Origin of the sequence: Vibrio frigidus, assembly GCF_042465995.1 — a bacterium.
GTDB lineage: Bacteria > Pseudomonadota > Gammaproteobacteria > Enterobacterales > Vibrionaceae > Vibrio.
The window spans coordinates 107,380-131,786 of the sequence record NZ_JBCDMC010000012.1; the positions used below are offsets into that span (position 1 = coordinate 107,380).

The 24,407-nt window shown below is 41.6% G+C and carries 21 protein-coding genes and 1 other annotated feature; of the genes, 11 read left to right on the forward strand and 10 right to left on the reverse strand.

Going from position 1 to position 24,407, the window contains the following annotated elements:
• The first annotated feature begins 19 nt into the window (after positions 1-19).
• The 5 genes from AACW90_RS18980 (at position 20) to AACW90_RS19000 (ending at position 4,456) form a co-directional block, all read left to right on the forward strand.
• On the forward strand, positions 20-1,645 hold the full coding sequence (locus AACW90_RS18980) for an ABC transporter permease (RefSeq protein ID WP_390237630.1): 1,626 nt from the start codon (positions 20-22) through the stop codon (positions 1,643-1,645).
• Complete coding sequence (locus AACW90_RS18985) at positions 1,645-2,676, forward strand: ABC transporter ATP-binding protein (RefSeq protein ID WP_390237634.1); 1,032 nt, start codon at positions 1,645-1,647, stop codon at positions 2,674-2,676. Before AACW90_RS18980 ends, AACW90_RS18985 begins: the two co-directional genes overlap by 1 nt.
• 158 nt (positions 2,677-2,834) lie before the next feature.
• Positions 2,835-3,149, forward strand: coding sequence for a YbjQ family protein (locus tag AACW90_RS18990; protein WP_390237637.1), 315 nt, complete (start codon positions 2,835-2,837; stop codon positions 3,147-3,149).
• A gap of 8 nt (positions 3,150-3,157) precedes the next feature.
• Positions 3,158-3,634 (forward strand): YbjQ family protein, encoded by a 477-nt coding sequence (locus AACW90_RS18995; protein ID WP_390237640.1) that lies wholly within the window; start codon positions 3,158-3,160, stop codon positions 3,632-3,634.
• Positions 3,635-3,643: 9 nt separating this feature from the next.
• Positions 3,644-4,456, forward strand: coding sequence for a M48 family metallopeptidase (locus AACW90_RS19000; protein ID WP_390237643.1), 813 nt, complete (start codon positions 3,644-3,646; stop codon positions 4,454-4,456).
• A gap of 134 nt (positions 4,457-4,590) precedes the next feature.
• Here AACW90_RS19000 and AACW90_RS19005 read toward each other — a convergent pair whose 3' ends face one another.
• A complete protein-coding gene (locus AACW90_RS19005; RefSeq protein WP_390237646.1) occupies positions 4,591-6,339 on the reverse strand; it encodes a glycoside hydrolase family 9 protein in 1,749 nt (582 codons plus the stop codon).
• A gap of 237 nt (positions 6,340-6,576) precedes the next feature.
• On the opposite strand from AACW90_RS19005, the gene AACW90_RS19010 reads away from it, so the two are divergent.
• Positions 6,577-6,849, forward strand: coding sequence for a D-fructose-6-phosphate amidotransferase (locus AACW90_RS19010; RefSeq protein WP_390237649.1), 273 nt, complete (start codon positions 6,577-6,579; stop codon positions 6,847-6,849).
• Positions 6,850-6,899: 50 nt separating this feature from the next.
• On the opposite strand, the gene rsmC is transcribed toward AACW90_RS19010, so the two are convergent.
• The 3 genes from rsmC to hemL all read right to left on the reverse strand — a co-directional run bounded on the left by rsmC (position 6,900) and on the right by hemL (position 10,828).
• Positions 6,900-7,958 carry a 16S rRNA (guanine(1207)-N(2))-methyltransferase RsmC gene (gene rsmC, locus AACW90_RS19015; RefSeq protein ID WP_390237652.1) on the reverse strand — a complete coding sequence of 353 codons (1,059 nt, stop codon included), beginning with the start codon at positions 7,956-7,958 and terminating at the stop codon, positions 6,900-6,902.
• 75 nt (positions 7,959-8,033) lie between these two features.
• Entirely contained in the window at positions 8,034-9,119 is a 1,086-nt protein-coding gene (locus AACW90_RS19020) for an AI-2E family transporter (protein ID WP_390237656.1), read from the reverse strand.
• Between the two features lie 425 nt (positions 9,120-9,544).
• The gene (hemL, locus tag AACW90_RS19025; RefSeq protein WP_390237659.1) at positions 9,545-10,828 is read right to left on the reverse strand and encodes a glutamate-1-semialdehyde 2,1-aminomutase; all 1,284 of its coding nucleotides are present in this window, start codon (positions 10,826-10,828) and stop codon (positions 9,545-9,547) included.
• Positions 10,829-11,098: 270 nt separating this feature from the next.
• Between hemL and erpA the strand changes: the two genes are divergently transcribed.
• The 3 genes from erpA (at position 11,099) to AACW90_RS19040 (ending at position 15,831) form a co-directional block, all read left to right on the forward strand.
• A complete protein-coding gene (erpA, locus tag AACW90_RS19030; protein WP_390237696.1) occupies positions 11,099-11,440 on the forward strand; it encodes an iron-sulfur cluster insertion protein ErpA in 342 nt (113 codons plus the stop codon).
• 181 nt (positions 11,441-11,621) lie between these two features.
• Complete coding sequence (locus AACW90_RS19035; protein ID WP_390237661.1) at positions 11,622-12,725, forward strand: efflux RND transporter periplasmic adaptor subunit; 1,104 nt, start codon at positions 11,622-11,624, stop codon at positions 12,723-12,725.
• Between the two features lie 13 nt (positions 12,726-12,738).
• Positions 12,739-15,831: an efflux RND transporter permease subunit gene (locus tag AACW90_RS19040; RefSeq protein ID WP_390237663.1), complete on the forward strand. Its 3,093-nt coding sequence runs from the start codon at positions 12,739-12,741 to the stop codon at positions 15,829-15,831.
• 71 nt (positions 15,832-15,902) lie between these two features.
• Here AACW90_RS19040 and AACW90_RS19045 read toward each other — a convergent pair whose 3' ends face one another.
• The 3 genes from AACW90_RS19045 to ettA form a co-directional block, all read right to left on the reverse strand.
• Entirely contained in the window at positions 15,903-16,913 is a 1,011-nt protein-coding gene (locus AACW90_RS19045; protein WP_390237666.1) for a M23 family metallopeptidase, read from the reverse strand.
• Positions 16,914-16,919: 6 nt separating this feature from the next.
• Entirely contained in the window at positions 16,920-17,288 is a 369-nt protein-coding gene (locus AACW90_RS19050; protein WP_390237668.1) for a PilZ domain-containing protein, read from the reverse strand.
• Positions 17,289-17,456: 168 nt separating this feature from the next.
• Positions 17,457-19,124, reverse strand: coding sequence for an energy-dependent translational throttle protein EttA (gene ettA / locus AACW90_RS19055; RefSeq protein WP_390237670.1), 1,668 nt, complete (start codon positions 19,122-19,124; stop codon positions 17,457-17,459).
• Between the two features lie 216 nt (positions 19,125-19,340).
• Between ettA and sltY the strand changes: the two genes are divergently transcribed.
• Positions 19,341-21,269 carry a murein transglycosylase gene (gene sltY / locus AACW90_RS19060; protein ID WP_390237673.1) on the forward strand — a complete coding sequence of 643 codons (1,929 nt, stop codon included), beginning with the start codon at positions 19,341-19,343 and terminating at the stop codon, positions 21,267-21,269.
• Between the two features lie 61 nt (positions 21,270-21,330).
• Positions 21,331-21,633: a trp operon repressor gene (gene trpR / locus AACW90_RS19065; protein WP_390237677.1), complete on the forward strand. Its 303-nt coding sequence runs from the start codon at positions 21,331-21,333 to the stop codon at positions 21,631-21,633.
• A 157-nt stretch (positions 21,634-21,790) separates the two neighbouring features.
• On the opposite strand, the gene yjjX is transcribed toward trpR, so the two are convergent.
• From yjjX to hpf, 3 genes are all read right to left on the reverse strand, one after another.
• Positions 21,791-22,318: an inosine/xanthosine triphosphatase gene (gene yjjX, locus AACW90_RS19070; protein WP_390237698.1), complete on the reverse strand. Its 528-nt coding sequence runs from the start codon at positions 22,316-22,318 to the stop codon at positions 21,791-21,793.
• 12 nt (positions 22,319-22,330) lie between these two features.
• Entirely contained in the window at positions 22,331-23,509 is a 1,179-nt protein-coding gene (gene pheA / locus AACW90_RS19075; protein WP_275135616.1) for a prephenate dehydratase, read from the reverse strand.
• Positions 23,510-23,531: 22 nt separating this feature from the next.
• Positions 23,532-23,654, reverse strand: a sequence feature (Phe leader region).
• 124 nt (positions 23,655-23,778) lie between these two features.
• Positions 23,779-24,135, reverse strand: a complete 357-nt coding sequence (gene hpf / locus AACW90_RS19080) for a ribosome hibernation-promoting factor, HPF/YfiA family (protein WP_390237681.1) — start codon at positions 24,133-24,135, stop codon at positions 23,779-23,781.
• Positions 24,136-24,407: the final 272 nt, after the last annotated feature.

A 24,407-nucleotide genomic window follows, 5' to 3' on the forward strand; every position in this document is an offset into this window, starting at 1 on the left:
TTTTTATGTTGTTGTATAAATGAAAGAAAAAAATCGTATATGGAAAGCCAGTAGTGGGAGTTTGTCTCTGCTACTGGTTTTGCCGATCTTAGCTATCTTCTATTTATCGCTTGGTGACTCAGGTGATCTTTTTGCACATCTAATTTCCACGGTAATGCCTACCTATATCTACAATACTGTTGTTCTTGTTTTGGGTGTGCTTGTTTTAGCACTGTTATTTGGCGTGCCAAGTGCCTGGTTAATGGCGATGTGCCGATTACCGGGCGAAAGAATATTGCAGTGGGCACTTGTACTGCCGTTGGCAATGCCAGGGTACGTTGTGGGGTATATTTTTACTGACTGGTTTGATTATGCGGGTCCAATACAGATATTTATTCGGGAATTTTTTGGCTGGCAGGCTGGAGATTACTGGTTCCCTGATTTACGTTCGCTAGGTGGTGCGACGGCCATTTTAGCTCTGGTTTTTTATCCTTATGTTTATTTGATGGCTAGAGCCGCCTTCATGGAGCAGAGTGCCAGTTTACTGCAATCAGCAAGGCTACTTCGGTGCACGCCATTCGAAAGCTTTAGACGATTATCTCTTCCACTCGCGCGTCCTTCTATTGCGGTGGGTTTGTCTTTGGTGGCAATGGAAACGATTGGTGATTTTGGCACGGTTAGCTATTTTTCAGTTAATACTTTAACCACGGCCGTTTACGATACGTGGCTTGGTTATTCAAATCTCAATGCAGCGGCAAAAATCTCTGCCATTATGTTGCTTGTGGTTATCCTATTATTAAGCACTGAACGTTATAGCCGAAGAAAGCAAAAGCTGTTTCAGGCAAACTTTACTAGCCACGAAGAGTTGCGTTATACACTCCATGGTTGGAAGAAATGGTTAGCACTAACGTGGTGTTGGGGGTTGGTTTCCGTTGCGTTTATCTTGCCATTGGGCCAGTTACTTATCTACGCGTATAAATATTTTTCGCAAAGCTGGACGGAAGAATTCAGGCAGTATGCCGTTAATAGCTTGCAGGTCTCTATTATTGCGGCTCTCATCGCAATATTGGTAGCATTGGTGGTCAATTTTTCACATAGACTCAATGGTAACCGTTTAAGTGTGACATTTATGCGGTTGGCCTCTCTCGGCTATGCGGTGCCTGGCACTGTGTTAGCGATTGGTGTCATGGCTCCGGTGCTTACGATGGACCATTGGATAAACGATATCGCCAAACAGATGGAGTGGGGAAGGCCCGGTTTGGTTCTTTCTGGTTCAATGTTTGCCATGATATTTGCTATGGTGGTTCGCTTTTCTGCTGTTGCGATTGGTAGCGTGGAAAGTAGCTTAAATAAAATATCCCCGTCTATGGATATGGCAAGTAGAACGATGGGATGCAATCAGAATCAGATGTTAAAACGCGTTCATTTGCCTTTGGTTAGACGCGGTGTTTTAGTCGCAGGCTTGTTGGTATTTATTGAATCAATGAAAGAGCTCAATGCCGCTCTGTTGCTAAGACCATTTAACTTCGAAACCTTAGCGACGTATGTTTACAATTTTGTCTCAGATGAACACCTAGAGTTAGGCGCACTACCTGCCGTCTTGTTAATACTGGTAGGTTTAATCCCTCTTATTGTTATCAATCGATCTTTAGAACAGGCACATTAATGAGTAGCACCTTATCCATCAACAATTTGACTTGCCAATACGAGAATGAAAACGTTCTTGAGTCACTCTCTCTTGAGGTTGAGCAAGGCGAAATAGTCTGTCTGCTTGGTGCGAGTGGCTGTGGAAAAACAACACTATTAAAGGCAATTGCGGGGCTGCTTCCGTTAACGAGTGGTACTTTGAGTCTGAATGGCCAATTGCTGGATGATGGTGAAAGTTGGTTGCCACCTGAACAGCGTCATATTGGTATGATCTTTCAAGATTACGCACTTTTTCCTCATTTGACTGTTGCAGAAAATATCGCATTCGGGCTACGAGAAGCCTCCAACGCAGAGAAGCTGAAGGTAGTCGAAGAAATGTTGGCGCTGATCCATCTTCCCGGTTATCAAAATCGATATCCTCATCAGTTATCCGGTGGTCAGCAGCAACGAATTGCGATTGCCCGTTCTCTTGCTTATAAGCCAAACCTACTTTTGCTAGATGAACCTTTTTCCAATATCGATACCCAAGTACGGCACGATCTAATATTGCAGATCCGAAAAATTTTTAAGCAACAGGGTGTCACTGCAATCTTTGTGACTCATAGCCGTGAAGAGGCATTTGCCTTCGCGGATAAGATGGCGGTTATGAACAATGGAGTTATTGAACAATTTGGTGAAGCTTCCGATCTTTACCACCAACCGTCGAGTAAATTTGTTGCTAATTTTCTTGGTGGTGGCAGTTATTTAGCGGCAAAAAAAATCAGCGAAACAAAATTTGAGACGGTGCTTGGCATTATTACTGCTCAATCAAAAGGAAATATAGCAAATGGTGACCATTGCCAATTGCTGATACGACCGCAGTACGTGCAAGTTTCTCAGAATGTAGCAGGGGTTGCGAAGGTTGTGGAACAGTTGTTTATGGGGGATCAATGTCGCTATGTTATCGAGATAGATGATACTAAACTCGTTGCGACAGCCGCATCGGCAATATCGGTTGGTGATACGGTCAGTATTGCATTAGAAGAGCAATCTATATTGGCATTCTTATAAGTCATTACACCTGGATCCTCTGGCGATGTTAAGTTCGTGCTTCGAGGTCATACTTAATCTACTGCTATGTAATAAATCTTTGACATTACAATTAGATAGAATGTAATGTAGTTTCATATGTCTAAGATTGAATAATGTTTGTTTGCTAGGAGACGATAATGATCTATACGAATATTGAAACGGTACCCGGAAAGGAAATTGTTGAGCATTTTGGTCTTGTTCAAGGAAGTACTGTTCGCGCAAAACACGTCGGTAGAGATTTTATGGCGGGTCTTAAAAATCTCATTGGTGGTGAATTAAAAGGTTACACAGAATTACTACAAGACTCCCGGGAAGAAGCGATGAATAGAATGGGAGAGCAAGCGGAATTAATGGGCGCGAATGCTATCGTTAATATTCGTTTTGCAACATCATCGGTGGCTCAAGGCGCAGCTGAACTCTTCGCCTACGGTACAGCAGTTAAAGTGGTATAGGTGATCGTATGGAACTGATACTGCAGAATCTAAATATTGTTATCTTCCTCGTTTTGATTTGTGTTGGTTACGGAGCTGGTTCGTATTTTGAGCGAGCACACTATGTATCAATCGAAAAACGAGAGCGTGAACTCATCCATATCCCGGTTATTACCACCAAGTGGGAGCCTAAAGATGCCTCCAGCCAACGAGCAGAGCTTGTTACAGGTAATGTGGTTATTTCCATCGATTATTTTAAGCGACTGTTGGCCACGTTAAGAAACATATTTGGTGGCAATGTAACCTCGTATGAATCACTTGTAGATAGAGCGCGTAGAGAAGCGATTCTACGAATGAAAGAAGAAGCGCTGGCTAAAGGTGCGAATATGGTGGTTAACCTACGTTTAGAAACTGCTGCGATTGGTAATAGTGCTAATCAGAAAAGACAGGTAGGTAGTGTTGAAGTTGTCGCTTATGGGACAGCGTATATTCGCTCTAATCAATAACGAATCGTGATGATTAAATATACGCCGAAAGTTCTTTCAGAAAATCCCAATGTAACCCAAAAGCACCCATTGATAGAGCTTTTCTGGTTAGTGGGGGGATTGATATTTTTGACAGGCGTAATATTTATTTCTCTCGGTATGATGACTGACTGGGCGGTATCAAAAACATCACCAGAAATAGAGGCAATATTTGCCGATAATATTGTCGAAACATTTGATGCTAATCCTAATGCAGAATTAAGTTTACGACTAAATCAAATAATAGAAAAACTCCCCAGCGATTCGATTTTGAAGCAGTATGACTTTAAGGTTTATCTCGGAGATGATGATGAGGTGAATGCCATGGCGTTGCCGGGCGGAAATATTGTTGTCTATTCAGGTTTGCTTAATGTGATTGAATCAGAGAATGAACTCGACATGGTACTTAGCCATGAGCTTGGACATTTTGCCTCTCGAGATCATTTGCGTGGATTAGGCAGAGGTTTAGGTATTGCTGTTATCTCTACATTTTTATTTGGCGTTGATAGTGACGTAAATGAACTTATTTCAAATACGACAATGAGCTTTCAAGCCCAGTATTCTCAAGACCAAGAAGAAGTGGCGGATCTATTCGCGCTTGATCTACTGGTTCGAACCTATGGACATGCTGGTGGCGCAACCGACTTTTTTGAGAGGCTCTCTAAATATCCAGATCAAGACTATAATTTTCTTTCTACTCACCCAAATCCTACTTCTAGAGTAGAGAAACTGAATCGCCGAATTGAACAACTTAGTTACCCAATAGATGAGGTTAAACCGTATATATTGAGTACTAATCAGTAATCAAAGTGAATCCATTTTTGATCCAATATTGAAGGCTGAACGTTAAGTCGAGAGGTAAAACCTTTCCGTATTCTGTTTGGTGGCTGGTAGCAAGCTTCATTTATAATGGAAAAAGCCTTGGATCAACCATGTAATCAAGAGTGCCCCCTTTGGTAATAGGATGCCTGCGCCATGATAGCAAGCAGGTACCATGCTCCGTGTGGAATCCACTGCTCGCCCCAGCGCCAATTTTGCAACATGTCATTTTTTTGATTATCTGGATTGAATGCGATGTTATTTTCATCTTCAAAGCCGGAGGTGATGCCATTACAAATACCACCCTTGGCGTTAACGAAGCCATGTTCAGGCAGGTAATCAGGATTATTCTTACCGTGACCTTCTAACATACAAATATCAAATGGGTTTAGCCCCAAAATCCAATCCATGCAGCTGTGTCCGTATCGCCTGAGTTTCGGCTCTAAGGTGCTCCCATCAAGATAGGGAAGTGCTAAAAACGTAGCAACGCTTAATGACGCTAAACGGGCATTTTCGCCTTGCCACCAATAACCTGATTCATTGTTGTGCGGGATGAAGAAAGCCGCTTGTTTTACCCCATCAATGGCTTTGACATATTGGCGAGGATAGCTGAAGGGATTAACTTCTTTTTGGCTTATGGTGAGCTCAAAGATCATGGCTAACCTTACCGTTGATTTTATTGTATTTTTTATGCTTTCTTTAGGTTCGATCGATAAGTATTCGCATAAGGCAATGACAGGTAAGCCAGCTTCGCTAGCATGGAAATAAGGGCGAGAACCATCATCATTAGCTGACCAGAAGTTCTCAATATTGTCGTCAGTATGCTGCCTTTTTATTAGGCGTATGGCCCAGGATCTCGCTTCATGGAGATAAAATGGTGTATTGGTTGCACGATAAAGTTCTACGCAGGCCAGTAAGGCGCAGTATTCATCAATAATGTTCTCTTCGCCGTTGTCCAAATATTGCTTATTGTTTTCGAGTAGATGCAGATAACCTTTTTCAGCGCTCGTTAGGTAATCTGAATGCTTAAATTCCCCATGGTTTTCTAACCGTGATGCGGCCGCAAGAGCGGCAATGGCTATGCCGGCCCCTTGACGAAAACCTGCTTGATAATCGCTAGACTTGTGTCCATTTTGGGTAGCGTAAGAACAGATCTCTCTCTGATCTATATCTTTGCTCCATTTATCAAATACAGTGGTATAGAAGAATCCCTCTTCTGCTTGCATACGCACAAGGAAGTCAGCGCCATACAAGGCTTCTTCTGTCAGTCGAGTACGAGAAAGAGCAGGAAATAAAACGTTATTCTCAGATTGACCATTATCTGAATCAATTGAGTCCAAAATAGACAGCCCCTTGATCATATTCCAGACAACCATTGGTGTTTGCTGCGGATTCAAGTAATTAGCATAAGAAAGGTGGCTAAGGTATTTGCTGACATCACCTGATGCATCGTACCAACCACCATGAACATCGACGGTTACGTCGCTATTGAGTAGAGGGGCGTGCTTGTCTTTTTCGTCAAAAATACCGCTACAACGTTGTGATTTAAAGTAATGCAATACGTCAGAGAAGGTACATTGCATCAAGATACCTTCATTCAATTCAAATATCGGCGAGCACGTCGCTTTAACCTTAAGGTAGAACAGGCCTGCGTGAGTAAATGAACTGAAGTCTACGCTTGAATAGTAACCGGTATGCCAGTTCGCCACTTTACCGTGGCACTCCAATGGGTATGAAGCCAGTTCCTTCTTAGTTCTGGCGCAATGTAAGTGGACTGATTCGACATTGAGAATAGGCTCTTGATTCGAGATAATGGCCTGCTTAGGGCCATGAACCTCATAACCTACGTGATTGGTTAATATTTGCATACTTCTCTCCGAGGATTCATGACGGTTTTCAGCTGAGAACGAGGTTAACTGTGCGCTTAACTAACTTGTATCAGTTATTTTACTGGTTGGTAAACATCAAAAATAAATCATGCCAATATATTCTATGCGAGTAATCGATTTTTGAAATATTAATTTGCACAATAATTGCGAGATAAGGTTCTTTTTTTATCTATGTTTGAGGAGTACGTTATTAGAAAAGACTAGGAGGTCACGAATATGACGGCATCAAAAATTATTTTAAGAGATCTATTAGGGCTATTGTTAATACTTTCTTTTGTTTCAGTCGTTCTTGCTATCTTACTTGACGTACTCGCACTACTCACACATTTTTCCCATGAAGACGTCATTGCCAACCTCTTTTTCTATGAGTCGCTACCTTTGTATATTTTTGTTGTCCCAGTAGTGATTATAGGCCGATATATTAATCGACCTAATTGGGTTTCTGCGGTTCAAGATTATCAATTAAAGATGGCGAAAAAGTCTCAGTAACAATGCGTCGGTTAATCGCTTTTTAGTCAGTCAGTCGCCAAATAATGGTACTAAAAACTAAATTCGTCACGGTTCAAGGTTGATTTTCTTTGCTTTTTTGCATGATAAATAGCGAATTTTGAGGTCTTATTTATGGTCTCGCAATCTGTGAAATAATTATCAATGATAGGCGAATATTTTAGAAAACTATTTGCCACTATAAAAAGCTCGCCTCTTTTACTCAGTTTTTTTGGAGCATCGGTGAGCAGGGTTTCTGTCGCATTATAATTTGTTTCTAATCCTGAATGGAAAGGAGGGTTACTGATGATAAAGTCATAATCATTGCTGGTGTCTGAATAAACATCAGAAGCAAAGACTTTACCGGTCAATCCATTGGCTCTTAATGTTTCAATAGAAGAAGCAATAGCAAAAGCACTGATATCACACATTTCCAAAACGATGTCTGGGTTTTTGAGCGCGAGTGTTGCCCCTATAACGCCTGCACCACAACCGAAGTCGAGCACTTTACCTTTTAGTTTTGGTAGTGAATCGACTAATAGCTTGCTTCCTACATCAAATTGTCCATGGCTGAATACACCGGGTAAGCTTTTGACAACCAACTCTTGGCCTGAAAGTTCTAATGTATAACTCTTGTACCATTGCTCTAAATCAAATGGTTCTGGTTGAGTATCGCATTGTCCCCAGTAAAAAGAACATCGACGTGCCGAATCAAATTTTGTAACTCGACCGTATTTGGTAAACATTTTTTCTATGCTTTTGACACCAGAGCGATTTTCACCGACGACAACGATTTCAGTCTCGGTTCCTAAGTGTGCAAAAAGCATGGCAAGAAGGTATTCAGCCTCAGCCTTCGCTTTAGGCCAATAAAGTAAAACCATATCAGCTTGTGTGTCTTGATTAAACTGCGTACCAAAGTAACTCGTTATGGTGTCTTTACTCTTAATTAAGCGGTGATAACTATAATTTGAAGTGAATACAGAAACGGACTCGCAGTGTTTAGCCAACTCTACAGGAAATAGATCTTCTGCTTCTCCAGCAACCAAAACGTGCTTCCCTTCAAAGTAGGTGAGTTGACGTTCTGCTATCTGGCTAGGGGCGGTATAAGACATGTTTTTTTCCGGAAAGACTAAAGTGGGCAGATTTTCGCATAATCTGCCCATAGCATGAAGCTATTTTAGTTCGTTCTAACTTTTGTCTTGGCTTTTTAGAAAACCATGGAACTCTTCTTCATATATATTGAATAGGACGATGGCGACAGCAAAAACTATCGGACCATAGATTAGACCGATTAAACCAAATAATTGAATCCCTCCCAGCAATGAGAAGAAGATCATTAGTGTATTCATGCCAGCGCTGCCCTGCATTAGTAAGGGGCGCAGAACATTGTCGATTGAACCAACAAGTGCAATTGACCAAACTGCGAGGAAAATAGCCCAATTGGTATCGCCCGTGATCAATAAATACAACGTTGCAGGAATCCATATAAGCGCGGTACCGACGATAGGGATAAAAGAGGCGAAACCAAACATGGCCCCCCAGAAGAGCGCCGGGAATCCGCATAGCCACATACCGATACCACCTGCGAATCCCTGTGCTATGGCGGTTAAAAACGAACCAAGAACAGCCGATTTGGCAACTTTCTCCACCTCGTCTAATAGCTTATCTTCTTGGCTTCTGGATAGAGGAAGAATATGGCGCATAGCAACGATGATTTTGTCGTGATCTCTAAGTAGGAAGAATAAGACAAATAACATCAGCATGAAATCCATAAGGAAATTGGTGGCATCACCTAAAATTTTTGCACTTATAGAGACAAGATTACTGCCAAAGGTTGTTGCTAGCTTGCCAATTTTTTCTGCGATTTGTTGTGGTTCAATCGTTTCAAATGGCAAATATTCATTTACAAAATCAAGCGCTTTCACTATCCAAGGCAGTTTGAAAAATTCTTGGATACCACCTGCCGTTACCCAGTGATAAATCTGTTGTGTTGCAAGGGAACCTTGTTGAACAATGGCGGCAAAAACAGCAAGTAACGGAATGACGATAATGAAGGTAAGTACAACACATGAGAGCAAGGAAGAGAGATTATTGTGTTTGGGGATTTTTTTCTCGATCCATTCGTGTAAGGGGAACATTAATAAGGATATAATGAATGCCATTACGATAGAATTCATATAGGGTGCAACAAGTAGGTAGCACGCGTAGCCACTCACTAATAAGGCGGCAACGAGCACCCAATGGCTTGAGGATATCTGAAGTTTTTCTGGCACTAGGTAATCGCTTTTATGTCAGAGTAATGATGATGATTATAATGGCTGTTAAAGCGCTGGTTTTCAAATAATTGTTTTAATTGATTTTCGCCAACAATTGATTTTATAACTAACGGTATTCTAATAGAAATGAAAATCCATCTGAAAAATAATGATTAGAATCTTGTAGAGGTAGGTATGGCGTGTTGTGGTGGTAATAAAAAATGTTCCAAATCGAAAATGCGTTTTAGCAAATTCCCATGGTTCAGCGGTTTTATAAGTGTGATTCTGATTCTAGTGATTATAAACTGGCATTAAACCATTGATGGGCGCAACGGGTATAAAGAAATAGTTGATTGTTTGATTGTTCAAATGAGCATATTGAGAGTAGATAATAAAGGGGGCGAACATATCGACCCCTTTTAAAATCTTAACGTACTAAGATATTAAGCGAGTTTTTCGAAACAGCGATTTGCAGCTTCAAGCGTTGCTTCAATCTCTTTTTCACCGTGAGCAAGTGAAGTAAAGCTCGCTTCAAAAGCGGAAGGTGCAAGGTAAATACCTTCCTCTAACATTAGGTGGAAGAAAGCTTTAAAGCGTTCAACATCGCATTTCGCGACCTCTTCATAGCAGGTTACTTTCTCTTGATCTGTGAAGAAGAAGCCAAACATACCACCGACTTGAGAAACAAGCAGTGGGATATGGTTTTTATCCGCCAGTGCTTTAAAACCGTCCGCAAGTTGTTTGGTTTTTTCAGCCAGCGCTGCCTCGTTTCCTTCTGCTGTTAGCGTTTTTAAACAAGCGAGACCAGCCGCCATTGCGATAGGGTTGCCTGATAGCGTGCCCGCTTGATAAACAGGTCCAGTCGGTGCAATGTGTTGCATCACATCTTTACGGCCACCAAATGCGCCAACTGGCATTCCACCACCAATAACTTTACCTAAACAGGTTAGATCTGGTTTGATGTTGTAATAGGCTTGAGCACAACCTTGAGCCACGCGGAAACCGGTCATCACTTCATCAAAAATGAGCAGGGCACCTTCTTTATTGCATATTTCGCGCAGACCTTCGTGGAACCCTTCTATTGGCGGAATGCAGTTCATGTTGCCAGCAACGGGTTCTACGATGATACAGGCTATCTCGCCTTTATTGGCATCAAATAGTGCCTGTACAGATTCTACGCTATTGAATGTCGCCGTTAATGTATATTTCGCAAAATCGGCAGGTACGCCAGGAGAGCTAGGCTGACCTAAGGTAAGGGCACCCGATCCAGCTTTAACCAATAAGCTGTCTGCGTGGCCGTGATAACAACCCTCGAATTTGACAATTTTATCTCGGCTAGTAAAACCACGAGCTAAACGTATTGCACTCATCGTCGCCTCTGTACCAGAGTTCACCATACGAAGTTGTTCCATAGACGGCACTATTTTTGAAACGAGTTCGGCCATCTCAACTTCTACTTCAGTCGGTGCACCAAAGCTTAGGCCTCTATGAGCGGCTTCGATAACTGCATTGCGAATAGCCGGGTGGTTGTGACCAAGAATCATAGGCCCCCAAGAACCGACATAATCGATATAAGATTTACCATCTGCATCAAATATCAAAGGGCCATCTGCTTTTTCTACAAATATTGGCGAGCCACCCACACCATTGAATGCTCGAACGGGAGAGTTCACACCGCCAGGAATCGTTTTTTGCGCCTTTTGATAGAGTTCTGCTGATTTGGTCATCAATATTTTCCTCATTGTTCTGACTTGAAGTGATAGCTTGGTATTGTAACGAACTTGTGCAAGATAGGTTTAGAAAATTGACGTAAATAATTAAAATAGTGATTTGATGCAGAAACAAAAGACCGAGCAAGGTTTGTAATGAAGCATAACAATACTTGAATGATTTAGTCAGGTATTAGATAATCAGCAGATATTGGAAAATCTATTATTGACTCGTATAAGATATAGAATAAATTAAGAGTTGATATGACACGAAAGAGAGAGGTCAGCGTGAGCGAACTAAATGTACCATTATCTTTTTCTGATGCGGCAGCAATAAGAGTAAAAACGCTGATCGAAGAAGAAGAAAATTCAGAATTAAAATTGCGTGTATATATTACTGGTGGTGGTTGTAGCGGTTTCCAGTACGGATTTACCTTTGATGAGAAAGTAAATGATGGCGACACGACTATTATTAATAGTGGTGTCACACTTGTCGTGGATCCTATGAGCTTGCAATATTTGATCGGTGGTGTTGTAGACTATACAGAAGGCCTTGAAGGGGCTCGCTTTTTTGTCAACAACCCTAATGCAACGACTACCTGTGGTTGTGGAGCATCTTTCAGCGTCTAGACCTGTTACACAGTTTTCACTGTAGAAATGTTATAGTCTTTCATTAAATTACTATCAAAGCCTTATGTTTGAAACTCTTACGTAAGGCTTTGCTGATTTTGTCTACCCTAAGTGACTGAAGGCACGAGCTCTATTATTTAGCGGTCATTTTTTATTTGTGGTAACTAAAAGGAACTCTGTTATGGCAATTCGCCGCGTCGGTCGCTTTTTTTCACAACGCCCCTGGCTTATCTCATTCATACTTCTTATTGGCCTATCGCTTTGGTTAGGCTTAGGGATGCTGCAAGCCGAGGAGAATGCGAATCAAAATAATTCGGCTGAAGAACCGAAAGCATTATTAGCTAAGGTTCAGTATCAAACGTTTGAAGCTGTGTTAACGGCAAAGAATATCAATCTATATGGTAGAACAGCGCCGGATAGACAAGCAAAGCTAGGCGCAGAAGTCGCCGGACGCGTGGTTACGTTGATGGTGAGGAAGGGTGATGAGGTTAAAAAAGATCAAGCTATTGGTCAGATAGATAAAGCGGATCTAGAGATTCAGCTTGAACGAGCAAGAGCGAATCTATCGGTTAAAGAAAAAGAGTTTAAAGCTTCCAAGTCCCTAAAGAGTAAAGGATTGCAGGGAGAAGTTGCCTATAGCACAGCGCAAGCTAACCTTGTTGAGGCGAGAGCGTTAGTCAAAAAAGCTCAGCTTAACCTTCGCAATACTCTAATTAGAGCGCCATTTGACGGCATTGTTGATACCTTAAATATTGAATTGGGTGATTTTGTCAGTGTTGGAGACCCTGTTGCAACCGTCATTGACCTTAATGTATTGGTTATAGAAGCTGACGTCAGTGAGCGTCATGTCCAAAGTCTTAAAGTAAATCAAAAATCAAAAATAAAACTGATTGGTGGGGAAAAAATTGAAGGCAGACTCAGATACATTTCTAGAGTCTCTTCAACCGCGACTAATACTTTCCCCATTGAGATTGAAATTCCGAATCCAGAGCAAAAAATTCCTGCAGGTGTCAGCGCAGAGGTTGAATTAGACCTAGAGATGAAGAAAGCGATTAAGGTTTCTCCGGCCATGCTAGCGCTTGATGAAAGTGGTAATCTGGGTGTAAAAACGCTCAAAGATGATGTGGTTCACTTTGTTCCTATTCAACTCGTTAGAGCTGAGCAAGATGGCGTATGGCTAACAGGGTTGGGTTTTAGCGCTGATATCATCACCGTAGGGCAAGGTTTTGCGCGGGATGGTGATACGGTTATCGCAATAAAACACGATCCAGTAATCAAAAAATAGAGCGGAGATAACTATGTTTGCGATTATAGACGCGGCTTTATCCCGTTCTAGGACCATGCTGACGCTACTGATACTGATACTAGTAGCAGGGGCAATCACGTATATCAAGATTCCAAAAGAATCTAGCCCTGATATTACTATCCCCATTATTTATGTTGGTGTGAGCCACGAAGGTATCTCGCCAGATGATGCGGAAAGACTATTGGTTCGTCCAATAGAACAAGAACTGCGTTCTATTGAAGGTGTAAAAGAGATGAGCGCAACGGCTTCAGAGGGCTATGCCTCTGTTACGTTGGAGTTCAATGTTGGTATCGATCTCGACAAAGCGATGGCTGATGTCCGTGATGCGGTTGATCAGGCAAAACCCAAACTTCCTGCCGATAGTGATGAACCGACGGTCAATGAAGTCACCCTTGCTTCATTTCAACCTGTGTTGTCCGTCGTTCTGTATGGTTCGGTACCTGAAAGAACTATCGTACAGATTGCCCGAGCGTTAGGCGACAAGCTAGAAAGCTATAAACAGGTTCTGGAAGTCGATATCGCTGGTGACAGAGAAGATATTGTCGAGATTGTTGTCGATCCCCTATTAATGGAGAGTTACAACCTAGACCAGGGTGATATCTATAACCTAATTGCATTGAATAACCGCGTAGTCGCAGCAGGCTTTGTTGATACGGGCTACGGTCGATTCTCTGTCAAGGTACCGTCTGTTTTTGAGTCATTGAAAGATGTATTGGAGATGCCAGTAAAGGTAGACGGTAGGCAAGTTATTACCTTTGGTGATATTGCGACAGTAAGACGTTCATTTAGAGATCCTGAGAGCTATGCTCGTTTAAATGGGGAGTCCGCCGTCGTTTTAGATATTAAGAAGCGTGCAGGTGAAAACATCATCGAAACAGTTGATCTGGTCAAGCAAATAATTATCGTCGCGCAACAGCGAGATGACTGGCCAGACAATTTAATGGTTGAATACACGTGGGATGAGTCAGAAGACGTCAAGCTTATGCTGAGTGATCTGCAAAACAACATCCTTTCTGCCATTATTCTCGTTGTCATCGTCATTATCGCTATTCTAGGTGTCCGAACGGCATTCTTGGTTGGTGTGTCTATACCAGGATCGTTCCTTACTGGGCTACTGGCATTGGCTGTCTTTGGTTTAACCATCAATATTATCGTTCTCTTTGCCTTGATTATGGCGGTGGGAATGTTGGTTGATGGCGCCATCGTTGTAACGGAATTTGCTGACAGACGGATGCACGAAGGTATGCCTCGTCGTGAAGCCTATCGAGACGCTGCCAAACGGATGGCATGGCCTATTACCGCCTCGACGGCAACAACGTTAGCTGCGTTTGCTCCACTATTATTCTGGCCTGATACTACAGGTGAGTTTATGAAATACCTGCCGATAACACTGATAGCAACCTTGTCGGCTTCTCTTATAATGGCGTTACTCTTTGTCCCTGTGCTTGGCAGTTTAGTCGGTAAAGAGCAGTACATTAAGCCAGAGCTCAGACAAGAATTGGTTGCGTTACACAACGGTGATTTTACCAAAGCCACTGGATTTACCAAGTTTTATTATAAAACGCTCGCTATTGCGGTTAATCATCCATGGAAGATACTGTTTAGTGCCATTTTACTCGCTATTGGTATTGGCTTTACCTATTCCAAGGCCGGGTTGGGAGCGGAGTTCTTCCCTGAAGTTGATCCTCCTTCCTTTACGATGAAGGTTCGATCTTATGGCGATCTGTCGATCAATGAGAAAGACAAGATTATGCGACAGATTGAATCTGAAGTGCTTGGTGGCGCAGAATTTGAGAGTATTTATACAAAAACAGGTGGCGATGACTCTATTGGGCAGATTCAGATTACCCCTATTGATTGGCAACTAAGAAGGCCAGTTAAAGAGATCATCGAAGAACTACAAGAACGAACCTCGCACATTGCTGGTGTTGAGATTGAATTTAAAAAACCTGAAGCAGGTCCACCAAGTGAACACGATTTGGTCATTCAGTTGTCTTCACGTCATTACGACAAACTAGATGACGCCGCATTAATGGTTAGACACTGGGCAGACACTTATCCGGCGTTTACTAACCTTAGCGATACCTCAGCAAAACCGGGTATTGATTGGCAAATAGACATTAAACGAGACGATGCAGGACGATTTGGTGCAGACGCTACCTTGGTTGGTAATACCGTTCAGTTTGTGACGAATGGGCTTAAGATTGGCGATTATTTACCAGATGATGCTAACGAAGAGGTGGATATTCTGGTTCGCTTCCCTCAAGAGCAAAGAGACATTGGAAGGTTTGATCAGTTAAGAGTTAAAACGCCCGCGGGTTTAATTCCGATGACTAATTTTGCAGAGATAAAACCTCAGCACAAGCAAGACACCATTCAGCGTATCGACGGCCAACGTATTCTTGACGTAAAGGCAGATATGAAAGAAGGATTTAATCTCGCGTTAGAACTGCCTAAAATTGACGCACAGTTAAAAGCGCTAGGATTGGATGATGTTGAGTTCAAGTTACGTGGTCAAAATGAAGATCAGGAAAAGTCGTCTGAGTTTTTGATGTACGCGTTTGTTGTGGCATTAGCCGCAATGGCTTTGATACTGATTACGCAATTCAACAGCTTCTATCAAGCCTTCTTGATTTTGAGTGCAGTGCTTTTCTCTACAGTGGGTGTGTTTGCTGGGTTACTGATATTCCAAAAACCATTTGGTATTGTGATGTCCGGTATTGGGGTTATCTCATTGGCCGGTATTGTGGTGAACAATAATATCGTGCTTATCGATACCTTTAATCAGCTTGTGGATAGAGGGCTGAACCGCAAAGAAGCGATATTAAGAACCGGTGTTCAGCGTCTTCGCCCGGTAATGCTTACTACGGTGACCACAATACTTGGTTTGATGCCGATGGTACTGGAGATGAACATTGATATTATCAATCAAAAAGTTGAGTTTGGTGCGCCTAGTACGCAATGGTGGTCTCAGTTAGCGACGGCTGTCGCAGGGGGATTGGCGTTTGCCACTGTTCTAACGTTGGTATTAACACCTTGCTTGTTGATGCTTGGTAAAGGTAGAAAGACGAAAGATCAAACCTAATATCGTTATTCCTCTACCGATTAATACTGAAATCCCCACAAAAGTGGGGATTTTTATAAGCGGTATACTCTTTAATTTACTTGGGCGTCATCGCGTTCAACGCTTTTGGCTGTATCGACCGAATCATCTTTATAAGGATGATTGGTTAAGTTAACCTGCAATCGAACCACATTATCGATGAGCTTCACGAGTGGAGCCCATTTAACGTGATTCTCTTTTTCAAATAGGGTATCGAAGTTTTCCGGTGTCCATTCCATTAGATATTGTGGATTTAATGATCGGCCTAAAAAGCGCACTTCATAATGCAGATGGGGCCCAGTAGAGTTGCCCGAGTTACCACATGTAGCAATCGTTTCGCCTTTACTAATAAATTGGCCGCTTTTAACATTAAATTTTTGTAGATGAGCGTATGAACTCATAAATCCAAATGAATGTCTGACAATCAAAAAGTTGCCAAAGCCCTTCTTACTTGGTCGAACTGTTTCTACTACCCCATCCGCTGGGGCCAGGATCGGCTCGCCGCGATTACAGGTTAAATCGATTCCTGTATGAGTATGGCGTTTACCTGTAATTGGATTCAATCGACGGCCATAGGAAGAAGAGATACGATTATAGGCCATTGGTGTATCGTTGGGGATCAACCGGAACATGGTTGCTCGTACGGCTGAATCTACTGCGGCCACATCGACTCTCTGTTCTAGATCCAATGTATCTGGCTCTTCGTCACTTAGTCCTAAAACAGATTCCACATCATAGATGCGCTTGCTTAATGTCACTAGCTGATTATTTTTTTCTGCGAGCTCTTGATTAAGCAAGTGATTGGAATTTTCGAGCTGAACAATTTGATTGGATTTATCCTGATTAAATTGTTCCGTTTGCTTGATCAGTCGCTCGGATTTCTCAATTTTGTCTGCTGCGATTTTTGCCGCTTTAAGGTTATTACTGTGACTTTGTAGAGAAACACCCAATAATACAGGGGTGCCGATCAATAGTGCTAATAAAGCCATCGTCGCTTTTTTACCGACAAAAAAAGTCTGTTCCCCACTAGAAGTAGGGATTGTAAATTTAATTTTATGGGACATAGTATTTTAGGAGTGAGCGCCTAAATCAGATAGTTGCTCAATATCTCGATGTAAAAGTTGTTCATCACCAACATTTAATTCGATTAAACGTTTGAGGTGGCTAATGCTATCAATATCAATATGTTCGATGCTGACGCGCGTATAGAGATCCGACATTTCAACCACATGCGCTTGAAGTGATACGGTGATATCGCTTTCAGGTAGACGAAAAAAAATATCTACTGGTTTGGTTTTTTCAATAGGTTCCACAATGGCATTTAATAGTAGCCCATGTAAGGAAAGATCCATTATCGAGCAACTTATTTTCAATGGCCCTTGGTGCAATTCAGCTGGTGCGTTGTAGACTATTCGAGAAAAACGGCGACGTTCGTCCATACTCCCTCTCTTACAATAATATTAATAGCTCGACTAGGTTACCATTTTAATGAGCATAAATAAAAAAATCGCGTTCAAATTATGCTTACATGTTCAGTAACCGTATCGATAAATAAGGAAAAAAGCCGTTAAAATAACGGCTTAGTTTTCATTCAGTTCGAATGATGTTTATTTAGTAATGCGCTTATATTTGACTCTATGAGGTTCTGCAGCTTGTGCCCCTAAAGTTTGTTTCATCCATTCTGTGTATTCAGTATAGTTGCCTTCATAGAAATTGACCTGTCCTTCATCACGGTAGTCAAGAATATGCGTGGCTATACGGTCCAAGAACCAACGGTCATGCGAGATCACCATAGCGCAACCAGGGAACTCTAACAGCGCTTCTTCTAATGCACGCAATGTCTCAACATCTAAGTCATTGGTTGGTTCATCGAGTAATAAAACATTGCCGCCAGTTTTAAGCAGTTTTGCCAAGTGCACACGATTTCGTTCACCACCAGAGAGTTCACCAATGATTTTTTGTTGGTCAATGCCTCTAAAGTTAAAGCGAGAACAGTAAGCGCGAGCAGGGATCTCAAAATTATTGATTTTGACAATATCAGCGCCTTCCGAGATCTCTTGGAATACGGTTTTCTTGTCATCCATACTGTCACGGAACTGATCAACGGAAGCAAGATGAACGGTGTCACCTAATTCAATGGTTCCTGAATCTGGTTGCTCTGTGCCACTCAGCATTTTAAATAACGTTGATTTACCGGCACCGTTAGCACCGATAATACCGACAATCGCGCCTTTAGGCATGCTGAAGGAGAGATTATCAATTAATACTCTGTCACCGAATGATTTGGTCAGATTTTTTACTTCAACAACCTTGTCACCTAAACGTTCGCCTGGTGGGATGAATAGCTCGTTGGTTTCATTACGTTTTTGGTGCTCGGTATTATTCAGTTCTTCAAAACGAGCCATACGAGCTTTTGATTTTGCTTGTCGGCCTTTTGGATTTTGACGAACCCATTCAAGTTCTTTTTCAATGGTTTTCTGGCGAGCGTTCTCTTGTGAGGATTCTTGCTTTAAACGTTCATCTTTTTGTTCTAGCCAAGAGGTATAGTTGCCTTCCCACGGGATACCTTCACCTCGATCGAGCTCTAAGATCCAGCCTGCAGCATTATCCAAGAAATAACGGTCATGGGTAATTGCTACGACGGTGCCGGCATAGTCGACTAGGAAGCGTTCTAACCAGCCCACTGATTCGGCATCTAAGTGGTTGGTTGGCTCATCAAGTAGCAACATGTCTGGTTTTTCTAACAGCAAGCGACAGATGGCTACACGGCGCCTTTCACCACCAGAAAGGAATTCAACTTTAGCATCCCATTCAGGCAGACGGAGTGCGTCAGCTGCTCGTTCTAATGAATTCTCAAGGTTATGACCGTCTTTTGTCTGAATAAGGTCTTCGAGTTCGCCCTGTTCTTTTGCTAGCGCGTCAAAATCAGCATCTGGTTCAGCGTAAGCGGCGTAAACAGCATCGAGTCGTTTTAGTGCTCCAGCAACATCCGAAACCGCTTCTTCAATAATTTCACGTACTGTTTTCGTTTCATCAAGTTTGGGTTCTTGAGGAAGATAACCAACGTTTAAACCTGGTTGAGGGCGAGCTTCACCATCAATGTCAGTATCAAGGCCTGCCATGATTCGAAGTAGGGTGGATTTACCAGAGCCGTTAAGACCTAAAACCCCGATTTTCGCACCGGGAAAAAAGCTAAGAGAAATGTCTTTTAATATTTTACGCTTAGGTGGTACAACTTTACTCACCCGCGACATGGTATAAACGTATTCAGCCATTGCCGATAGTTCCTACTGTTTCAGAAAATTAGCAAGTATTTTAACTCAAATTGCCACTCCTGAGAATGAAAGATAATTTAACAAATAAAAGCTTGCTTAAAGGAACGATCATTTTCTAACATAAGAGTTACAGCTTATTAACTTTAGTAAGTGAGAAGGCGTACCGTAGTGGTAATATATGATATGGGCTTCATTTTATAGGGATGTATAAATTAGATGCATAGGTTTAATAAACTTATCTCTGCTGTGTTGCCAGTATTGGCGTTTTCTTCTGGTGCTTTTTCTGCACCAGCGTCTCTTGAACAGCAGCGAGTTATTTACCAAAAAGCCCAAAATTATTTGGACAAAAATCAAGTTGACGAGTATTTAGAGATTCGAGATCTGATATCAGATTACCCACTGACCCCTTATGCCGACTATCGAACGTTTCTGATTGATATCGGTAAGAGAACACCAGAAGAAGTAGATGAATTTACGGCCAAATATCGAGATTTTCCCTTTTCAAACAGCATAAGATCGCGTTATCTAGACGCGTTGATAGCAAAAAAGAAATGGAACGATTTATATCAATATCAGACGAATGAACCTCGAATGGAGAAGTACCAGTGTAGTTATTACTACGCTCGATTGAAAAATGGTGAAAAAGAACAGGCTTTTGAAGGCGCAGCGAAGCTTTGGCTGAGCGGAAAAAGTGTGTCAGATAATTGTGAGCAGCTTTTCAGTGAATGGCAGCAAGCGGGGTTAAGAACCGATGATATGGTGCTCAGGCGAATGCTGCTTAGTTATGAGAAAAACAGCAACGATTTGACGAACTATTTAGCTAAGATGCCGACGAGTGAACAGAGTATTCAACAAGCAAAAGAAATTAAGTTCCTTGCTAAAAACTCAGAATATGTGGTTGAGTTTTCTCAGAAATATCCGGCAACCGAGTTTAATCGTAAAAAATCACAGATAGCACTTAAAAAGCTGGCTAGGAAAGATATTGAGTTAGCGCAACGAGTATTGCCGATTGTATTTGAAGCACAAGCCTTTCCTGTCGATTCTCAACAAAATGTGTCCGATTATTTAGCGGTTAGACTTTTTAATACAGAAGACGTGGGTTTAGCTAAGTGGCGGGATGAAGTGTTAACAACATCGACCAGCTTATCGGCGATTGAACAACGTATTCGATTAGCTATTCGTCAGGCTGATTGGCAAGGGATTTCTGATTGGATTGGCCACCTACCTCAAGACGACCAAAATTCTCTACGTTGGCAGTTTTGGCTCGGTAGAAGTGAGTTAGAACTAGGTAAGCGAAATCAAGGTATTGCACGGCTACAAGGTATTTTAGGTAAACGCAATTTCTACAGTGTGGCAGCAGCAAAGATATTGGATAAACCCGTGTCGTATCAAGTCAGTGATGATAAGCGCGCAACCGACATTCTTAGGCCTTACCGTTCAAGTTTGGTCCGGATTAATGAACTCGTTGAAGTAGACAAGATTGCGGCAACAAAAAGTGAATGGAACTGGTTGCTTTGGCAGGTAGGAAAAGAAGAGAAAGAGGCCTTAGCGGTCTACGCGGCGAAGAAAAAATGGCATCATTTATCGGTAAAAGCCACGATAGAAGCAAAAATGTGGGATAACACCGTGTTGCGCTTTCCTCTTGCCCATCAATGGTGGTTTAATTTTTACGGTGAGAAACACAATATCGACCCAATTACTTTAATGTCTGTCGCTAGGCAAGAGAGTGCCATGGACGTAGAGGCACGTTCTCCGGTTGGTGCGCGTGGTATCATGCAAATTATGCCGAAAACGGCAAAATATACGGCGAAGAAATACAAGCTTAAATATAAAGGTACAAGTGAATTGTATGATGTAGGTAAGAACATAGAGATCGGCAGCCATTACTTAAATGGCCTTTTAGAGCAGTATGATAACAATCGAATTTTTGCGTTTGCTGCCTATAATGCAGGGCCGCATAGAGTGAAAGTTTGGCGTAAAAGGTCCGACCAAAAGCTGGATGCTTTTGCATTTATTGAAGCAATTCCCTACAAAGAAACCCGAGGGTACGTCCAGAATATTTTGATGTTTGAGACATATTATCGGAATCTGATGAAAGTCGATGGCGAGTTTTTGCACTCTAATGAAGTTTCGACTAAATATTGATCCAAAACAGAGTAGAACACATTACAATGTCTGCTCTGTTTTGAAATGTTGGTATCTATAAATGTCATTGACTCCAGAAATATCAGATTGGCAACACGTGATGAAGATAGTTAAAAGTGCAGCCGATAGCGAGCAACATGAAATGCTTTTAACCATGTTGATGACTCCGGATGAGAGAGAAGCTTTAGTTGCGAGAATGAATATTTTTAACGAGCTTTTGAAAGGTGAAATATCCCAACGCCAGATTAGCCAAATGCTAGGTGTAGGGGTAGCAACCATTACTCGTGGTTCCAATGAGCTAAAGATTCATACAGAAGATGAGCGTGAAGCATTGTCCCAATTATTAAAAATAACAGAGAGCTAATAACCAACACAACCGATCAATGAACGTTTGCTACGCGCTCTTCTTGAATGCCCTTGGGTTTTTAGTTATCTAGTCTCTAGAAGCCGTGGGCGATTCAATTGTCGGTGTACGATTTACGATGGTAAAATAGTAAATTAAGTCTGTCCCATTACCTGTGTTATAGGTTCTCTGGGAAATGGTCTTCGTTCATAAAAGGTATCAACGCCAGAATAAGCGCCTGATGGTAGACAGAACTTCGAGTTAGCAGATGATTTGTAAGTAGGCCTATCGCTCCCCCTTTTTGTTTTATATTCTCCGTAGAAAACACCTCATCCATAACATGTCCAAGCTCCCGGCCATCCCTTAATTTCTCCAAGACAACAGGGGGAAGCATTAAGCTCGCAGAACGAGACTCACCTCTTTTGCTAGCGGATTCAATCACCATCCATGCAAAGGTAAAGTCTCCGTCATTCCCTGCTTCTAAGCCGACATAGAAATCGGCATTGTTGATCTCTATCTTGGCATTTTTTACTCGGTTTAATGCGCCAAGTTTTGTTTCTACGTCTGATATCGGTTGATCTGGAACGTCACTTGCCACGTTAACACCCTTAAATTGAAATGCTTGTTTTGGAAATACATCCAAAAAAGCGGCTTTAACGGCGTTGATTTTTGCTGGGTTAAGGGAAGCAATAATTACGGTCTTCATCATTACTTCTCTCTATACAAGTTTTATTTGAGTTGGTTTGACATTCTCACTTGGGTAACAACCCAATACTTTAAGATGCTGAGTTATTTTGGTCAGTTCGTTGATAGCCTGTTGCATCTCAGTGGATTCAACGTGCGCTTCTAGATCAACATAGAACATCTCTTCCCATGGATTACCCATAATAGGTCTGTTTTCTAGCTTAGTCATGTTGATCCCATACCGTTGTAATACGAGTAGAGTCTCTACTAATGAGCCAGCGGCTTGAGATGTGGACATTATCAGCGTTGTTTTCGCTGGGATCTGCGTTGATACTTCAACTGGTTTACGGGCAACCAAAATAAAGCGAGTATGGTTTTCAGTTTGGTTAGAAATATTATTCTTTATTGGCTGCAAGCCGTATAGCTTACCGCTAGATGAATTACCTATTGCCGCGACATCTTCTCTTCCAAGATCTTTTACTTTTTGCATTGCATCTGCTGTGCTTGCGCATGATTCCAAAGTAACCCCATTTAAGTGGCTAAGGAACTCACTGCATTGCTGATGAGGCTGCGGATGAGAGTAAAGTGTTTTGATGTCTTCTAAATGGATATCAGAATTGGCTAATATGCAATGATCAATCGGTAGGGTTATTTCGCCAACAATATAGAGTGTTGTGTGTTGAAGTAAATCATAAACTTCGTTGATTGAACCTGAACTCGTATTCTCTATCGGTAGCAAACCAAAATCAGCATGACCAGATTCTACGGTTTTGGTTACCTCTTTAAAGTGCTCACAATTTAACTCAACCAACTCAGTATTCTTGCGGCTAAAATATTCACGACTCGCAAGGTGTGAGTATGATCCCCTAGAACCCAAGAAAGCAACACGTGCGATAGGTTTTCGGCTCTGCGCTGGATTTGCCAAATTCTGTAAATGAGATTGTTGCAATAATACCGAGTCTTCAATAACCGTGTGGAATAGTTTGGTGATGTACTGTGCATCTAAGTTGTACTTTTTCTTGCCGTTATTAATCAATTTGACTAATAATTGTTGCTCTCGCTTAGCGTCTCTAACCGGCTTAGATGTCTCAACTTTGCTTTTTGCTACTTCAATACTCAGTGCTCGTCTTTCTGAAAGCAGCTGTAGGAGTTGATCATCGAGGTCATTTAAACGGATTCGAATTTCATCAAGGGAATATTTACTGTCTGTCATGCTAAGTAAGTCCATTTTAGTTATAAAAAAGCCCCCCGTTTGGGAGGCTTCCTATTCGTTTTTGACTTGTTTTTCCTAAAACGATTTCAGCCTCCAGTGTTAGGAGTTAAAAAAGAAGTCAAAAAAGAACAGAGAAAATGTCGTCATCATTAAATCACTATGTTGTGTGTCTACAGACACAATAAGCAAGGGATACAAACCCGTCAAGCAAAAAAATAGCGCCCGTGGGCGCTATATAACTGAATTCCTAATTCTATTAGGTTGTTTTCCTATTCAGCTTCACTAAGCTCAACTTCGTCTAGCTCTGATACTTCAGGTTTTTCAGCGTGAGTAGCTCGACGAGCTTCAGGCTTATGGCGCAGTTTGTTTAGCTGACGTTCCAATTTTTGTTCTACTTCTGTGATTGCTTTATATAAATCTTCATTGCTGGAAGATGCAACAAGCTTTCCTTTAGGTATAGTAATGCTTGCTTCGAATTTCATTTTTTTATTTGGTTCTTCGCTGATCGCAGTCTGGCAACCAATAATGTCAACTTGCCATTTTTCAAGTTTCTCAAACTTGGACTCTATATGCGTGCGTATTGCAGAGGTGATTTCTAAGTTTTTGCCGGTAATGTTTACTTTCATATAGTGTTTTCCTCTGAAACTTCCCTTATGGGTTAAGTTCAGATTACTGTTTCAAGAGGAAAATAACGTGATCAAAATCACTATAACTAGGCTGTTTCTATCAATGTTCATTTAATGTGATCTGTAACAAATCTACCAAATTAATTCGTTAAAAAAGCTTGTACTGAAATATGAAATCTATAGATTGGTAAGAAGTCACGTACTAGAAATAACCCCATTTTTAGGGGTTTAGTGCAGGTTTTTATTTGTAGTGACTAATTAATAATCAAGAT

Bases quoted from the DNA above. Each gene is read 5' to 3' on its own strand.
- AACW90_RS19050 (WP_390237668.1), bottom strand. From the start codon at position 17,288: ATGGACGAACGTCGCCGTTTTTCTCGAATAGTCTACAACGCACCAGCT.
- AACW90_RS18985 (WP_390237634.1), top strand. From the start codon at position 1,645: ATGAGTAGCACCTTATCCATCAACAATTTGACTTGCCAATACGAGAAT.
- AACW90_RS19005 (WP_390237646.1), bottom strand. From the start codon at position 6,339: ATGCAAATATTAACCAATCACGTAGGTTATGAGGTTCATGGCCCTAAG.
- pheA (WP_275135616.1), bottom strand. From the start codon at position 23,509: ATGACAGACAGTAAATATTCCCTTGATGAAATTCGAATCCGTTTAAAT.
- trpR (WP_390237677.1), top strand. From the start codon at position 21,331: ATGTCATTGACTCCAGAAATATCAGATTGGCAACACGTGATGAAGATA.
- hemL (WP_390237659.1), bottom strand. From the start codon at position 10,828: ATGACCAAATCAGCAGAACTCTATCAAAAGGCGCAAAAAACGATTCCT.
- AACW90_RS19035 (WP_390237661.1), top strand. From the start codon at position 11,622: ATGGCAATTCGCCGCGTCGGTCGCTTTTTTTCACAACGCCCCTGGCTT.
- AACW90_RS18995 (WP_390237640.1), top strand. From the start codon at position 3,158: ATGGAACTGATACTGCAGAATCTAAATATTGTTATCTTCCTCGTTTTG.
- sltY (WP_390237673.1), top strand. From the start codon at position 19,341: ATGCATAGGTTTAATAAACTTATCTCTGCTGTGTTGCCAGTATTGGCG.
- AACW90_RS19040 (WP_390237663.1), top strand. From the start codon at position 12,739: ATGTTTGCGATTATAGACGCGGCTTTATCCCGTTCTAGGACCATGCTG.
- hpf (WP_390237681.1), bottom strand. From the start codon at position 24,135: ATGAAAGTAAACATTACCGGCAAAAACTTAGAAATCACCTCTGCAATA.
- ettA (WP_390237670.1), bottom strand. From the start codon at position 19,124: ATGGCTGAATACGTTTATACCATGTCGCGGGTGAGTAAAGTTGTACCA.
- AACW90_RS18990 (WP_390237637.1), top strand. From the start codon at position 2,835: ATGATCTATACGAATATTGAAACGGTACCCGGAAAGGAAATTGTTGAG.
- yjjX (WP_390237698.1), bottom strand. From the start codon at position 22,318: ATGAAGACCGTAATTATTGCTTCCCTTAACCCAGCAAAAATCAACGCC.
- rsmC (WP_390237652.1), bottom strand. From the start codon at position 7,958: ATGTCTTATACCGCCCCTAGCCAGATAGCAGAACGTCAACTCACCTAC.
- AACW90_RS19045 (WP_390237666.1), bottom strand. From the start codon at position 16,913: ATGTCCCATAAAATTAAATTTACAATCCCTACTTCTAGTGGGGAACAG.
- AACW90_RS18980 (WP_390237630.1), top strand. From the start codon at position 20: ATGAAAGAAAAAAATCGTATATGGAAAGCCAGTAGTGGGAGTTTGTCT.
- AACW90_RS19010 (WP_390237649.1), top strand. From the start codon at position 6,577: ATGACGGCATCAAAAATTATTTTAAGAGATCTATTAGGGCTATTGTTA.
- AACW90_RS19000 (WP_390237643.1), top strand. From the start codon at position 3,644: ATGATTAAATATACGCCGAAAGTTCTTTCAGAAAATCCCAATGTAACC.